The 13007-nt window shown below is 65.0% G+C and carries 11 protein-coding genes; 4 read left to right on the top strand and 7 right to left on the bottom strand.

Annotated elements, in window-relative coordinates; all coding sequences use genetic code 11:
• Positions 1-34: 34 nt before the first annotated feature.
• The 3 genes from ACX36O_RS07270 to hemA all read right to left on the bottom strand — a co-directional run bounded on the left by ACX36O_RS07270 (position 35) and on the right by hemA (position 3154).
• Positions 35-520 (bottom strand): MarR family winged helix-turn-helix transcriptional regulator, encoded by a 486-nt coding sequence (locus ACX36O_RS07270; protein WP_213360794.1) that lies wholly within the window; start codon positions 518-520, stop codon positions 35-37.
• Between the two features lie 123 nt (positions 521-643).
• Positions 644-1747: a peptide chain release factor 1 gene (gene prfA / locus ACX36O_RS07265; RefSeq protein WP_213360793.1), complete on the bottom strand. Its 1104-nt coding sequence runs from the start codon at positions 1745-1747 to the stop codon at positions 644-646.
• A gap of 135 nt (positions 1748-1882) precedes the next feature.
• Positions 1883-3154 (bottom strand): glutamyl-tRNA reductase, encoded by a 1272-nt coding sequence (gene hemA, locus ACX36O_RS07260; RefSeq protein ID WP_213360792.1) that lies wholly within the window; start codon positions 3152-3154, stop codon positions 1883-1885.
• A gap of 105 nt (positions 3155-3259) precedes the next feature.
• Here hemA and ACX36O_RS07255 point away from each other — a divergent pair, with 105 nt between their 5' ends.
• On the top strand, positions 3260-3610 hold the full coding sequence (locus ACX36O_RS07255; protein ID WP_488359561.1) for a hypothetical protein: 351 nt from the start codon (positions 3260-3262) through the stop codon (positions 3608-3610).
• A 152-nt stretch (positions 3611-3762) separates the two neighbouring features.
• On the top strand, positions 3763-7719 hold the full coding sequence (locus ACX36O_RS07250) for a DUF3683 domain-containing protein (protein ID WP_371686669.1): 3957 nt from the start codon (positions 3763-3765) through the stop codon (positions 7717-7719).
• Positions 7720-7817: 98 nt separating this feature from the next.
• Here ACX36O_RS07250 and ACX36O_RS07245 read toward each other — a convergent pair whose 3' ends face one another.
• Positions 7818-8426, bottom strand: a complete 609-nt coding sequence (locus tag ACX36O_RS07245) for an SAM-dependent methyltransferase (RefSeq protein WP_250131008.1) — start codon at positions 8424-8426, stop codon at positions 7818-7820.
• 93 nt (positions 8427-8519) lie between these two features.
• Positions 8520-9104 (bottom strand): YceB family lipoprotein, encoded by a 585-nt coding sequence (locus ACX36O_RS07240; RefSeq protein WP_371686670.1) that lies wholly within the window; start codon positions 9102-9104, stop codon positions 8520-8522.
• A gap of 138 nt (positions 9105-9242) precedes the next feature.
• On the opposite strand from ACX36O_RS07240, the gene ACX36O_RS07235 reads away from it, so the two are divergent.
• Together ACX36O_RS07235 and ACX36O_RS07230 are read left to right on the top strand one after the other, a co-directional pair.
• Positions 9243-9707 (top strand): HIT family protein, encoded by a 465-nt coding sequence (locus tag ACX36O_RS07235; protein ID WP_488359560.1) that lies wholly within the window; start codon positions 9243-9245, stop codon positions 9705-9707.
• Positions 9700-10101, top strand: coding sequence for an MAPEG family protein (locus tag ACX36O_RS07230; RefSeq protein ID WP_213360782.1), 402 nt, complete (start codon positions 9700-9702; stop codon positions 10099-10101). Before ACX36O_RS07235 ends, ACX36O_RS07230 begins: the two co-directional genes overlap by 8 nt.
• A gap of 13 nt (positions 10102-10114) precedes the next feature.
• On the opposite strand, the gene ACX36O_RS07225 is transcribed toward ACX36O_RS07230, so the two are convergent.
• Positions 10115-12136, bottom strand: a complete 2022-nt coding sequence (locus tag ACX36O_RS07225; RefSeq protein ID WP_488359559.1) for a transglycosylase SLT domain-containing protein — start codon at positions 12134-12136, stop codon at positions 10115-10117.
• Between the two features lie 33 nt (positions 12137-12169).
• On the bottom strand, positions 12170-13003 hold the full coding sequence (gene gloB / locus ACX36O_RS07220) for a hydroxyacylglutathione hydrolase (RefSeq protein ID WP_488359558.1): 834 nt from the start codon (positions 13001-13003) through the stop codon (positions 12170-12172).
• Positions 13004-13007: the final 4 nt, after the last annotated feature.

Below are 13007 nucleotides of genomic sequence, written 5' to 3'. Positions count from 1 at the left end.
AAGGCGCGCCCGGGCGGCGTTTCACGGCGGCATCTCAGCCTGAACTGGGCGGGTGCGCCTGCAAGCCCTGCAGCATGCGCTGCAGGAAGTCCATCACCCGGTAGCGTTCATCCTCGTCAAAGTCCTGCAACATGCGCTCCATCACCTGCATGCGCAGGCCGTAGAGCATGCGATAGGTGTCGCGGCCCCGTGCAGTCAGGGCGATCCGAAGCGCGCGGCGGTCCGTCTCATGCGGATGGCGCTCCACCAGCTGTTTTTTCACCAACTGGTCCACCAGACGCGTCAGGGCGCCGGGGTCGTGGCCGATGGCACGTGCAAGCTCTCCGGCAGTCAGGCTGTCGTGATTGCCCAGGCGCAACAGCACCTGCACCTGGCTCATGCGCAAGCCGGAGTCGCCGCGTGCCAGCTCCCTCTCTATCGCTTCGGACAGGCCGTTGCGCAGCAGGAACAGGGTGCTGCCCAGCAATTCGGCCTGCTGGGGAGAAACGGGTTGGCGCCGCGCGGGGGAAGAAGGCTGCATTTGTTGCTGATTCAATAATTGCTTTGGCAAGTATTGTTGCGGCAAACACAAGCGCACGTCAACAGGGATTTGCGTGCCTGATTCGGGGGCAAGGGGGCTGGCTTGCCGGCGCAGGGCGGCTGGTCAGCCGTTGACTTCCAGCTCCGCCAGCTGCTCCGCATCGCGCGCATGGCGCAGCGCCTGCAGCACTTCCGACAGGTCGCCCTCCATGATGTAGCCCAGCTTGTACAGCGTCAGGTTGATGCGGTGATCCGTCAGCCGGCCCTGGGGGAAGTTGTAGGTGCGGATGCGGTCGCTGCGGTCGCCGCTGCCGACCAGTCCCTTGCGCATGGCGGCTTCCCTGGCGGCGCGTTCGCTGCGCTCCTTCTCCTGGATGCGCGCCTGCAGTACCTGCAGGGCCTTGGCCTTGTTGCTGTGCTGGCTGCGGCCGTCCTGGCATTCGGCCACGATGCCGGTCGGCAGGTGCACCACGCGCACGGCCGAGTCGGTCTTGTTGATGTGCTGGCCGCCGGCACCGCTGGCGCGGAAGGTGTCGATGCGCAGGTCGGCCGGATTGATCGTGATGGCCTGCGCGGGATCGGGCTCCGGCATCACGGCCACCGTGCAGGCGCTGGTATGGATGCGGCCCTGCGATTCGGTCACCGGAACCCGCTGTACGCGATGGCCTCCGGATTCGAACATCAGCGTGCCGTAGACGCCCTGGTGCGTATCGCTGCTGTCCGGACCCTCCATGCGCAGCACGATTTCCTTGTAGCCGCCCAGTTCGGCCGGCGATTCGCTCATGGTTTCCACACGCCAGCCCTGCGATTCGGCATAGCGCGTGTACATGCGCGCCAGATCGCCGGCAAACAGGGCGGATTCGTCGCCGCCGGTGCCGGCGCGGATTTCCACATAGGCCGGTCGGTCGGCATCGGGGTCCTTGGGCAGCAGCAGGCGCTGCAGCTCGTCTTCCAGCTTTGCCAGCTCGGCTTCACCACCGCTGATTTCCTCCTCGGCCATCTCGGCCATGTCCGGGTCGTCCAGCATGTCGCGCGCGGCGGCCATATCCGCCTCCACCTGGCGGTAACGCGTGAAACGGCCGGCGATCTGCCCGATCTCGTTGTGCTCGCGCGAGAGCGCGAGAAACTGTGCCATGTCCTGCATGATGTCTTCGCGGCTGAGCAGGAAATCCAGCTCGTGCAGGCGTTCGGCGTAGCGGGCGAGCTGGTTGCGGAGAAACGGTTTCATGCGGATGGGGCTGGGCGGGAAGGGGGCGAACGGGCGCGCTGCGCCGGAATCGGAGGGAGGAGCGTTGCGGCGGGCGTGGCCGCAACGCCTGCGGTGAGCCACGCACCTGCGAAGGCTCACCAGGCGCGACCGCAGCTAGCGCTGCTTGTTCAGGAACAGGCGCTGCACCGTTTCCGCCGCCTGGATCTGGCGCGACATTTCGGTGCTCTGCAGCTCTTTCATGGTGCCGTGCAGCATCTTCTGCGTGAGGCCGCGCGACAGCGCCTCGAGCACGGCTTCCACATCATCACCCTTGGCCAGACGTTTGCGCGCCTTGGCGATTTCTGCCTCGCGCCATTCGTCGGCACGCTGGTGTACCTGACGGATCAGCGACACGGCCCCGTAGTTGGGATCGCGCTGCTGCAGCCAGTGCATGAAGTTGCGCACGCCTTCGTCGATGATGGCTTCGGCCTGCGCCACGGCAGCCTGGCGGTTGGCCTGGCCGGTCTGCACCACGGTGGCCAGATCGTCCACCGTGTAGAGATAGGCGTCATTGAGCGCCTTCACCTCGGGCTCGATATCGCGCGGAACGGCCAGATCGACCATGAACATGGGGCGATGGCGGCGTTTCTTGAGCGCGCGTTCCACAGCTCCCAGACCAATGATGGGCAGGGTGCTCGCGGTGCAGCTCACCACGGCATCGAACTCATGCAGGCGTTCGGGAATATCGGCCAGCTTCATCACGCTGGCGCCGAAGCGCTTGGCCAGCGCCTCGCCGCGCTCCATGGTGCGGTTGGCAATCACCATCTGCTTCGGGTTGCGCGCGGCAAAGTGCGTGCTCGCCAGCTCGATCATCTCGCCGGCACCCACGAACAGGATGCGGATCTGGCTCAGATCCTCGAACAGCTGCGAGGCCAGACGCACTGCGGCAGCGGCCATGCTGATGCTGTGCGCGCCGATCTCGGTGCTGCTGCGCACCAGCTTGGCTACGGAAAAACTGCGCTGGAACAACTGGTTGAGCGTGGTGCCCAGGCTGCCGGCTGCCTCGGCGGCGCGCACGGCATCCTTCATCTGGCCGAGGATCTGCGCCTCGCCCAGCACCATGCTGTCCAGCCCGCTGGCGACGCGGAAGGCGTGGCGCGCGGCCGTATCGTTCTGCAGGGTATAGGTGTAGTCGCGCAGGGCGTGCTCGGGCACGTTGCCGGCACGGGCCAGCCAGGCCAGGGTATGGTCGATATCGACGCGGTCGCTGGCGCAGTACACCTCCGTGCGGTTGCAGGTGGAGATGATGGCTGCTTCGGGATGGTGCGCAAAGGCCTGGCGCAGGCCGTGCAGCGCAGGGCCCATCTGGTCGACCGCAAACGAGAAGCGGCCGCGCAAATCCAGCGGTGCGGTGTGGTGGTTGATGCCTAGAGCCCAGACTGACATGGCAGGGATTATAAAATCGAAGATGGCCGCCTGTCTTGACGATGCTCTAGACTCTGGCGGGACCTGTGTCATATCGTGCTCCCGTTTGCGCGAAAATGCTGTTCCATGGGACTGTTTGCTCTCCTCAACCACCTGTTCAACTTCGTGCTTCCGGCCCTCTGGCTGGCCAGTCTGTTGCTGATTACCCACCGCGTGCTGGCACGCCGGCGCGACGTGACGCTGCGCTGGCAGCGCGAATGGCTGTGGCTTTTCGGCTGTGGCGTGCTGATCCTGCTGCTCGGCCTGCTGCTGCTGCAGCACGATGGCGCCATGCTGACCTATGTAGCGCTGGCCCTGGGCATGGGCGGCATGCAACAATGGCTGTTGCGCCACTTCCGCCGCAGTGACGAACCGCCGGCCGGAACGGGTGAAATCCCTGTTGCCTCCTGGCACCAGGGAGATGCCCCGCGGCATTAACACCACAGTGCTGCCGCACGCCATGCCTTGAACGCATCGCATGTCCCTGACGGCGTAGGGACAGTCCCTACTGGACTAAAATTCGTACTCGTGCTCCTTCCACCACGCGCCCGGGCCTGTTCCCTGACGCGCCGACGAGGCTTTACCTGCCCATGAACGCTCCCGTACTGCACAAGAACGTGCTGGCTCTCCAGCACGCTGCCCAGCGTATTCGCGAAATTCCGTACAACTACACCAGCTTCTCCGACGCCGAGATCGTCGAGCGCCTGCTTGGCCGCCACGGCTGGGAACTGCTGAACATGCTGCGCGGCGAGCGCGAAACCGGCCGATCCGCGCGCATGCTGTACGAGGTGCTGGGCGACATGTGGGTGATCAAGCGCAACCCCTACGTGCAGGATGACCTGCTCGACAACCCCAAGCGCCGCGCCCAGCTGATCGAGGCCATGCGCCACCGCCTGGGCGAAATCCAGAAACGCCGCACCGCTGCCCAGGACAAGGAGCGTGACGACGCGGTGGGCGAGGTGCTGGCCCTGGCGCATGAGGCCGTCAACAGTTTCGAGCGCTCGTTCGGCGTGACGATCGAGCTGCGCCAGCAGGTGCTGCGCCGCCTGCGCAAGCTCACGCAGAAGGACAACATCAAGTTCGACGGCCTCAGCCGCGTCAGCCACGTGACCGACGCCACCGACTGGCGCGTGGAATACCCCTTCGTCGTGCTCACGCCCGATACCGAGGCCGAAATGGCCGATCTGGTAAAGGGCTGTGTGGACCTGGGCCTGACCATCGTGCCGCGAGGTGGTGGTACCGGTTACACGGGGGGTGCCATTCCGCTGACCTGGAAGAGCGCCGTCATCAACACCGAAAAGCTCGACAGCGTGACCGAAGTCGAGATGGTGCAACTGCCCGGCGTGGCCGAGCCCGTTCCCACCGTGTGGAGTGGCGCCGGCGTGGTCACCATTCGCGTGGCCGAGGCGGCCGAGCGTGCCGGTTTCGTGTTCGCGGTCGATCCGACCTCCATCGAGGCCTCCTGCATCGGCGGCAACATTGCCATGAACGCCGGCGGCAAAAAGGCCGTGCTGTGGGGCACTGCGCTGGACAACCTGGCCAGCTGGCGCATGGTCACGCCCGATGCGCAATGGCTGGAAGTGCATCGACTCAATCACAACCTGGGCAAGATCCACGATGTGGACGTGGCCAGCTTCGAGCTGCGCTATTTCGAGGCCGACGGCAAGACGCCGATCCGCACCGAACGCCTGGACATTCCCGGCGCCACCTTCCGCAAGGAAGGCCTGGGCAAGGACGTGACCGACAAGTTCCTGAGCGGCCTGCCCGGAATCCAGAAGGAGGGCTGCGACGGCCTGATCACCAGCGCGCGCTGGATCGTGCACCGCATGCCGGCGCACAGCCGCACCGTCTGCCTGGAATTCTTCGGCAGCGCCAAGCTGGCCGTGCCCAGCATCGTCGAGATCCGCGACTACATGTTCGAGGAGCAAAAGCGCAGCGGCGTGCTGCTGGCCGGCCTGGAACACCTGGACGACCGCTACCTCAAGGCCGTGGGCTATGCCACCAAGAGCAAGCGTGGCGCCACCGGCGAGCTGGGCGGCAATGGCCTGCCCAAAATGGTGCTGATTGGCGACATCGTGGGCGATGATCCCGATGCCGTGGCCCGCGCCACCAGCGAAGTGGTGCGCATTGCCAACAGCCGCAGCGGTGAAGGCTTCATTGCCACCACGCGCGAGGCCGCCAAGAAATTCTGGGCCGACCGCAAGCGCACCGCCGCCATCAGCCGCCACACCAACGCCTTCAAGATCAACGAGGACGTGGTGATTCCGCTGCCGCGCATGGCCGAGTACACCGACGGCATCGAGCGCATCAACATCGAGCTGAGCCTGCGCAACAAGATCCGCCTTGCGGACGAGTTGCTGGAATTCTTCGAGCAGCCGCACCTGCCGCTGGGCAAATTCGATGCCGAGACGGCTGCCATGGAGCCGGGCGATCCGGCCGACCTGCTGGCCACGCGCGTGCGCGAGGCGCGTGCGCTGATCATCGGCGTGCGTGCGCTCTGGCAGGGCTGGCTGGACAATATCGACCAGCATTTCGAGGCCCTGCAGGACCACAGCCTGCGCGCCAGCTGGAAGCTGCAGATCCGCAACCCGCTGCATACGCTGTTCAGCGGCGAGGTGTTCAAGCCGCTGCTGGAGGCGCTGGATGCCGTGCACCAGCGCGTGCTCAAGGGCCGCGTCTGGGTGGCGCTGCACATGCACGCGGGCGACGGCAACGTGCACACCAACATCCCGGTCAACAGCGATGACTACGACATGCTGCAACTGGCGCACGAGGCAGTCAAGCGCATCATGGCGCTGGCGCGTTCGCTGGACGGCGTGATTTCGGGCGAGCACGGCATCGGCATCACCAAGCTCGAATTCCTGACGGACGAGGAACTGGCGCCGTTTGCCGACTACAAGGCGCGCATCGACCCCGAGGGCCGCTTCAACAAGGGCAAGCTGCTGCGCCCGGTAGTAATGAGCGAGACGCAGCGTGCCGTCTATGCCGGCACCACGGCGCTGGCCGACCTGACCAACGCTTACACGCCCAGCTTCGGGCTGATGGGGCATGAATCCATCATCATGCAGCAGAGCGACATCGGCTCGATTGCCGACAGCGTGAAGGACTGCCTGCGCTGCGGCAAGTGCAAACCGGTGTGCGCCACCCATGTGCCGCGCGCCAACCTGCTGTACAGCCCGCGCAACAAGATTCTGTCGACTTCGCTGCTGGTCGAGGCCTTCCTGTATGAAGAGCAGACGCGTCGCGGCATCAGCGTCAAGCACTGGAGCGAGTTCGAGGACGTGGCCGAGCATTGCACGGTGTGCCACAAGTGCTTTGCACCGTGCCCGGTGGATATCGACTTTGGCGATGTCTCCATGAACATGCGCAACCTGCTGCGCAAGATGGGGCAGCAGAGCACGCGTCCGGGCAAGTCGGCCGCCATGCTGATGCTGAACGCGACCGAGCCGTCCACCATCAACCTGCTGCGCGCGGGCATGGTGAACGTGGGTTTCAAGGCGCAACGCGCGGCGGTGGACTTCTTCAAGGTGGCAGGGCGCCACCAGACAGCGCGCCCGCCGGCCACGGTGGGCACGGCTCCGGTCAAGGAGCAGGTCATCCACTTCGTCAACAAGAAGCTGCCGGGCGGTTTGCCCACGCGTACCGCGCGTGCGCTGCTGGATATCCAGGACCGCCAGTATGTGCCGGTGATTCGCGATCCGCAGAACACCTCGGTGGACAGCGAGGCAGTGTTCTACTTCCCAGGTTGCGGTTCGGAGCGCCTGTTCAGCCAGGTGGGCCTGGCTACCCAAGCCATGCTTTGGCATGCCGGCGTGCAGACCGTGCTGCCGCCGGGCTATGTGTGCTGCGGCTATCCGCAGCGCGGTGCCGGCCAGTACGATGTGGCCGAGAAGATGATCACCGACAATCGCGTGCTGTTCCACCGCGTGGCCACTACGCTCAACTACCTGGACATCAAGACCGTGGTGGTGAGCTGCGGCACCTGCTACGACCAGCTGCAGGATTACCAGTTCGAGAAGATCTTCCCCGGCTGCCGCATCATTGACATCCACGAATTCCTGCTGGAAAAAGGCATCACGTTGCCCAAGCCGGAAGGCTATCTGTACCACGATCCCTGCCACACGCCGCTCAAGCTGCAGGACCCAATGAAGACCGTGAAAGGCCTGCTGGGCGATGCCGTAGTGAAGAGCGATCGCTGCTGCGGCGAGTCGGGCACGCTGGGCGTGAGCCGTCCGGACATCTCCACGCAGGTGCGCTTCCGCAAGACCGAGGAGATCCGCAAGAACGCGGTCGAGCTGGCCAGGCTGCAGGAAGAGCATGGCCTGAAGGCGCCCACGCTGCGCAACGGCGATCCGAAGGTGAAGATGCTCACCAGCTGCCCGAGCTGCTTCCAGGGCCTGAGCCGCTACGGCGAAGACCTGCCGAACGGCCTGATGGAAGCCGACTACATCGTCGTGGAAATGGCGCGCCAGATCCTAGGCGAGGACTGGATGAAGGGCTATGTGGATGCCGCCAACGCGGGCGGTATCGAGCGCGTGCTGGTGTAAGCACACAGGCCTTGCTGAAAACAAAGGCTGGAGAAGCAGGGAGCTTCTTCAGCCTTTTTCCTTTTTTGGGCCCGGACGAGGCGAGGAAGAGGGCAGTCTTATGCCGCGATCTTGCGGCCGATCCAGCGCGTGACCCAGGCCGGCCCCTGGTGGCCGGGACCCTCGTCCAGCGTGGCCGGGCCTTCCTCGGCCATGAGTTCTTCCATCCCTTCGCCAAAGTCGGAGCGCAGCATGTCCAGCGTGTAGAGCATGGCCTCGTCCTTCGGGCCGCCACTGCTGTAGCCAAGCTGTTTCGGATGGAAGGTTTCCAGCAGCAGCAGGCCGCCCGGCTTGAGTGCCTGGACCAGCTTGGCATGCACGGCGGGGCGCAGGGCGGGCGGCAGGTGCAGGTAAATCAGCACTACGGCATCGACGCTGGCAGGCTCGGGCTGCCAGCTGGCCAGATCGGCTTGCACGGTGTCCAGGTTCACGCCGCGGCGCTGTGCCAGTTCACGCGCACGCGCCAGTCCCACGGCAGAACTGTCCACGGACTGCACGGCATGGCCCTGTTCAGCCAGCCACACGCCATTGCGGCCCTCGCCATCGCCCGGAACCAGAATGCGGGAGCCGGCTTCCAGCCGGGCTGCCTGCTCGCGCAAAAAGGCATTGGGCGCCTCGCCGTACTTGTAGCCATCAACGGCGCTGTAGCTCTGGTCCCAGAAACTCATGGGTACTCCTGCAAAAGAAAAGGGTTCATGGAAAAGCGGGCTTGTGCCCGCCTCTGGCATGCAGTCCGGCCACGGCCGGTGCAGCACCTTCCATTATTTCTTCGGTACCAGAAGCACGTCGACACCATTACGTTTGACCGTAATTGTTGTCGGGGTGTATTTGTACTTGCTGGCCTTTTCCAGGTCGGATGCGGTGAACTTGTACAGCGTGTAATCCTGGAACATCTGCTCGCCAACCATCGCCAGTGCGTTGTTGGCGCGGCTGTTGCCCTGGCCTTTTTCGTCCTTCAGGTCGACCGACTTGACCTCCACATTGGTCATGCGCACGCTGTTGTCGCTGGGTTCGAAGCGCAGGCCGTAGGCCAGGTCCACATTGCCCTTCATGGCCGGCATCAGGCCGAACACGGCGGGCGTGGCCAGCGTCAGGCGCGTACCCAGCTTGTTGGCCGCAGGGTCGAAGCTCAGGCGCGGGTTGCTCACGGTGACGTCGAACATGCCGAGCAGGCGCTTGTCGACCGGAAAACGCGTGTCCAGCTTCTGCTGCAGCTTGCTGCCATCGATGAAGACGGTTTGCTCGCCGGAGAACATGCCGGAACAGCCGGTTACGCTGAGCATGCCGGCAGCGGCGACGGCGGCGGAAAGCAGATGGCGGCGGGAGGAGGAAACGAAAAAGCGCATTCTTGTTGGTGCAGGGAGTGTCAGTCTTTGCTGCCGGCAGGGAAGGGCAGCCTTGCTGCGCATATTAAGATAGGAAAGCGTCAGGCGCACACTATGGGGTGTTGCGTCTGCATCCATTTGTACCAACGGAGCAGAACGATGCATGCGAGCCAGACAGGGCAGTGTCCCTTGTGCAACGAAGACGGTGGCCGGGTGGTGTGGCGCTCGGAGGGATGGCGGCTGGTGCATGCAGGCGAAGCGGCGTTTCCGGCGTTCTACCGCCTGATCTGCGACCGGCATGTGGCCGAGTGGAGCGATCTGCCAGCATCCGAACGTGCCCTGGCCATGGAGGCGGTAACGCTCGTGGAGTGCCTCCTGCGGGAGCATATGCAACCGGACAAGATCAATCTGGCCACATTGGGCAACGTGGTGCCGCACCTGCACTGGCACGTGATTGCGCGCTTCGGCTGGGACAGCCATTTTCCGAATCCGGTCTGGGGTGCGGAATTGCGCCTGTCGCCCCAGCCGGAAATCGCTGCAGTGGTGCAGGCACTGCCTGCGCTGGAGCAGGCGCTGGCCAGCCGGCTCGACGCCCATTTTTCCGAAGGAGGGACGCATGGCTGATGGTTTCACCTGGGCCTATGGCATGGTGCTCGTGGCTTCGCTGCTGCCGATCGTCAGCGCCGGCATCGCCAAGAAGCTGGGTGCACGCGAGAGCGGCGGCTTCGACAACCGCGATCCACGCGCCTGGCTGGAGCGGCAGAGGGGGGCATCCGCCCGTGCCAATGCGGCCCAGCAGAACGGATTCGAGGTGCTGCCCTTCTTCATCGGCGCGGTCATCATCGCGCACCAGTTGCAGGCCAGCCAGCCCTGGCTGGACCTGCTCGCCGCAGCGTTCGTGCTGCTGCGCGTGGTGTATGTGTGGGCCTATGTCGCAGACAAGGCCACGCTGCGCAGCCTGGTGTGGACGGCCGCTTTTGCCGTGAACGTGGCCATCCTGCTGCTCGGGGCGTTCTGAGGCGCGGTGGGGCTTACTTGCCCTTGCGTGCCTTGTCCTTGCTGTCGGCCTTGCTGTCCTTGCTCCCCTTGGCAGTCTTGGGGGGTTCCTTGCCCTTGGCAGGTTTTTCTTCCTTGCCTGCTGCCGCGGTGCGGCCTCTGCCGGGAGCCGCCTCGGCGTCTTTGGCGCGACGGCTGGCTGGCTTGTCGGCTGCCTGGTTCCTGTTGTTGCGCTCCGGCTTGTCCTCAGGCGCATTCCGGCGCTTGTCGCGGCTGTCCTCGCGTGCGGCCTTGCCCTTGGCTGCACGGGGATCCTCATCCTGGGCCGGTTTGCCACGACGATTGCTGCGCTCCTCGTCCCGTGCCGCCTTGGCATTGCGCGCATTCCGTTCGTCGTCGCGTGCAGACCTGGCGTTGCGCGGGCTGCCTTCCTCCTCGCGTGCGGCCTTGGCGCTGCGGCCGGAGCGCTCTTCGTTGCGGGCGGATTTCGTCTGGGCAACCGCATTGCGCTTGTTGCCAGCGCTCTTGCGATCTGCAGTCTCTTCCTGATCAGGATCGTTGTCACGGTTGCGGCTTGCCGCCTTGCGTGCAGATACGCGGACAATGGATTCCTCACGCTGACGCTGGCGTTCCGCCAGGCGCTGGGTGCGCGCTGCCAGTGCTTCTTCGGCGCGCTGCTGGTTGAGCAGGCGGGTGGCCTGCTGCTGCGGCAGGTTGAGCACGACAGACTGTTCTTCCGCCAGCGATGCGTTGGCAGACAGGTTGTTCCAGTTCGCCACATCCTGCACCGGCACGCCATGACGCGAGGCGAAGCTGGCAAGCGTGTCGCCGTCCTGCGCCTTGAGCGTGATGCGGCGCAGTACCACCTCGGGTGCGAAGCTGATGCTGCTGCTGCGGGCCACGGCACTGGAGATTTCGGTGTTGTGCCAGTCCGGGCGCGGCACCATCAGGGCAGAGCCGGCGCGTACCATCATGCGCGGCGGTATGCGGTTGATTTCACGCAGCTGGTCTTCGGTGGCTCCGGTTTGCTCGGCCGCCTGCGCCACCGTCATGGTCGTGGGGGCAGTCCACAGCGTCCAGCTGGCCAGGCGGTTGTTGCCCAGGCGCGCCAGATTCTCGCGGAAGCGCGGGGCAGCCTCCCAGGGCAGCAGGATGCGCGGCGTAAGCGAGGCAATCACCATCGGCTTGTTGAGCGAGGGGTTGAGTGCCTTGAAGTCATCCACGCTGATCTCGGCCAGGCGCGCAGCCATGGCCACGTCGATGTCGCGCGAGATTTTCACCTGGTCGAAGTAGGGATGGTTGGCCACGTTGGGCAGCGCGGTATTGAAGGTGGCCGGGTTGCGGATGATGTTCTTGATGGCCTGCAGCTTGGGCACGTACTGGCGCGTTTCCTGCGGCATGGTCAGCTCTTCGTAACTGGTGCCCCGGCCGGCCGCGATGTTGCGGTTGATGGCGCGCTGCACGTTGCCCTCGCCCCAGTTGTAGGCGGCCAGGGCCAGGTGCCAGTCGCCGAACATGGTGTAGAGCCGCTGCAGGTAGTCGAGCGCTGCGCGGGTGGAACGCAGCACGTCGCGGCGGTCATCGAGGAAGCGGTTCTGCGCCAGCTCGTACTGCTTGCCGGTGCTGGGGATGAACTGCCACATGCCCGCCGCCTTGGCGCTGCTCACCGCCTGCGGGTTGAAGGCGCTTTCCACGAAGGGCAGCAGGGCCAGCTCGGTCGGCATGTTGCGACGCTCCAGCTCTTCGACGACGTGGAACAGGTACTTGTCGGAGCGGCCCAGCATGCGGCTGATGCTGTTCGGGTTGCGCGTGTACCAGGCTTCGCGGTCGCGCACCACGGCGTTGTCCAGGTCGGGCATGGAGAAGCCGCGCTGCACGCGTTCCCACATGTCGTTGGGGCTGCTCAGGCCGAAGCGGCTGGAGCTCTTGCCGCTGAAGACATTGCCGTCCACGTCGGACATGCGGATGCCGACGGAGCCGGCATTCTGGCCGCCGCCGGTGGCACAGCCTGCCAGCACGGCGATGGCGCAAAGGCTCATCACATAACGGAAAAACATGAAGGGGAATCTCGGGATCGGGCCGGTGTGCGCTCAGAAACGGTTTTTCCACTCGCGCAGCACGGCGAAGACCTGCACCGGGTCGGTGGCGGCGGTGTCGTGCTGCCGGGCAGCCTGTTGCACCGCAGGCTCACACACCCGCAGGAAGGGATTGATGGCTAGTTCCTGGCCGATGGTGGAAGGAACCGTCGGGAGCCCCTGCGCGCGCAAGGCTTCGCAGTGGCGGGTGTAGGCCTGCATGTCGGTATTGCCGGTTTCGACGGCGGCCGCAAAACGCAGGTTGGACAGAGTGTACTCGTGTGCGCAGCACACGCGCGTCTGCGGCGGCAGGGCGGCCAGCCGGGACAGTGCGTCGTGCATTTGCGCCGGCGTGCCCTCGAAGATGCGGCCGCAGCCGCCGGAGAAGAGGGTGTCGCCGCAGAAAAGCAAAGGCTCCTGACCTGCAGGAGCCGCAGCAAAATAGGCAATGTGACCGGCGGTATGGCCGGGCACATCCATTACCTGGAACTCCACACCCAGCACGGAGACCGTGTCGTCGCCGCTGCACCAGTGCATGGCGGCTGCAGGCACGGAGGGGAACTGTGTCACCGCCAGACCGTCGCCGGCAGGCAGGAACACTTGCGTGCCTGCATGGCCGCAGGCCTCTTGCGTGCCTGCATGGCCGCAGGCCTGATACAGGCCATCCAGCCCGCCGACATGATCGGCATGGTGGTGCGTGATCAGGATGGCATCGAGTTTCAGGCCGTGCTGCTGCAGCGCTGCCGCCACAGGTTCGGATACTGCCGGATCGACCACCAGGGCTGCTTCACCGTTGTGCAGGATCCAGATATAGTTGTCATTCAGTACGGGCAGCGCAACCAGATGCATGGGG

This window comes from Brachymonas sp. KE5, from assembly GCF_057773645.1.
The sequence above is the reverse complement of the archived record's forward strand: the minus strand, read 5'-3'. Positions and strand labels throughout refer to the sequence as shown.

Coding starts and splice junctions, on each gene's coding strand:
- ACX36O_RS07270 (WP_213360794.1), bottom strand. CDS start 520: ATGCAGCCTTCTTCCCCCGCGCGGCGCCAACCCGTTTCTCCCCAGCAG.
- prfA (WP_213360793.1), bottom strand. CDS start 1,747: ATGAAACCGTTTCTCCGCAACCAGCTCGCCCGCTACGCCGAACGCCTG.
- hemA (WP_213360792.1), bottom strand. CDS start 3,154: ATGTCAGTCTGGGCTCTAGGCATCAACCACCACACCGCACCGCTGGAT.
- ACX36O_RS07255 (WP_488359561.1), top strand. CDS start 3,260: ATGGGACTGTTTGCTCTCCTCAACCACCTGTTCAACTTCGTGCTTCCG.
- ACX36O_RS07250 (WP_371686669.1), top strand. CDS start 3,763: ATGAACGCTCCCGTACTGCACAAGAACGTGCTGGCTCTCCAGCACGCT.
- ACX36O_RS07245 (WP_250131008.1), bottom strand. CDS start 8,426: ATGAGTTTCTGGGACCAGAGCTACAGCGCCGTTGATGGCTACAAGTAC.
- ACX36O_RS07240 (WP_371686670.1), bottom strand. CDS start 9,104: ATGCGCTTTTTCGTTTCCTCCTCCCGCCGCCATCTGCTTTCCGCCGCC.
- ACX36O_RS07235 (WP_488359560.1), top strand. CDS start 9,243: ATGCATGCGAGCCAGACAGGGCAGTGTCCCTTGTGCAACGAAGACGGT.
- ACX36O_RS07230 (WP_213360782.1), top strand. CDS start 9,700: ATGGCTGATGGTTTCACCTGGGCCTATGGCATGGTGCTCGTGGCTTCG.
- ACX36O_RS07225 (WP_488359559.1), bottom strand. CDS start 12,136: ATGTTTTTCCGTTATGTGATGAGCCTTTGCGCCATCGCCGTGCTGGCA.
- gloB (WP_488359558.1), bottom strand. CDS start 13,003: ATGCATCTGGTTGCGCTGCCCGTACTGAATGACAACTATATCTGGATC.